This is a genomic window from Nostoc sp. 2RC (assembly GCF_014222165.1).
Classification (GTDB): domain Bacteria; phylum Cyanobacteriota; class Cyanobacteriia; order Cyanobacteriales; family Nostocaceae; genus Nostoc; species Nostoc linckia.
Window position 1 is genome coordinate 1 of record NZ_JACKZU010000745.1, and the last position, 988, is coordinate 988.

Here is a 988-nt window from a genome sequence, read left to right on the forward strand (position 1 = left end):
CCCCCTCAATCCCCTCCCCGCAAGCGGGGAGGGGAGGTTTTGCGCCAGCAAAGCCGGGGTGGGGTAACGCGAAGCATGATGGTAAGTTAGTTTCACGTTAAGTTGACACCAATAGCGTCTCCCCCTCCCCACGTCTTCCTCAGGCGATCGCTACACCTTCTGAAATATTAATATTTGCTTCTTTTATCAAAACTTTTAGCAAAGCTGCTACCCCAATTTGCTCAGAAATCGCATTGGCATCCCATTTGCCATCAGCTACATATTTGCCTTTGCTGTAGTGGTTAGTTCCCGACCACAAATATGGTGTGAGAACTTCTGGATGGTATTTTCTATAACCAACACCGTTGTATCTTTCTAGTTGCCAAAGCTGTGCTGGCAAACTCCAATCTTTGACTCGGTTGAATTCTTTCATTGTCAAAGCATCAATGGCGCTTTCTTCCCAGGTGTAACCTACCTGCCAGCCTTTGATGGGGTCAGCAAGTGGTCTGCCTGATGGTTCGTTGATAGTGCGTTTTTTTAGCGAGTCGCCGTTATGCAAATGTTTGGTGAAGTTCAGGGAAGATTCCATGTTATGGATAACTGCAACAAAGTACCAAGGTACATTGATTTTTTGTTGCAGTACTTCGTAACGAAGGCGATCGCCACTAATTTTTGCAACTATGTTTTGAGTCGTGCTGAGTTTATCTGCCTTGATTTCGCAGCTATCCCAAAGCTTCTGATATTCTGGTTTTAAATCCACTAAGCTAAGTAGTATTTTATTTGCCATTGTTATGCAATACCTAAAAGTAACTTTGACTTTTTTAGTTATGACAAAGCTACTTTACTTGTATAAAATTTGGCAACTTTTTATACAAAAAATTATTTTTTCATTGAAGATTTGTTAATATGTTCTGCCTTACAAACTAGTCTGGGAATGGTTTATATCTTTTCGTTCATCCAAAAATAGTTAAGTATAAATATTTTATTGGCATCCAATTTTGACTTAAGT

General features: G+C 40.3%; 1 protein-coding gene. It reads right to left on the bottom strand.

Annotated features, from left to right (window positions below; genetic code table 11):
* Positions 1-139: 139 nt before the first annotated feature.
* On the bottom strand, positions 140-766 hold the full coding sequence (locus GNE10_RS34795; protein WP_185570542.1) for a hypothetical protein: 627 nt from the start codon (positions 764-766) through the stop codon (positions 140-142).
* Between the last annotated feature and the right edge of the window lie 222 nt (positions 767-988).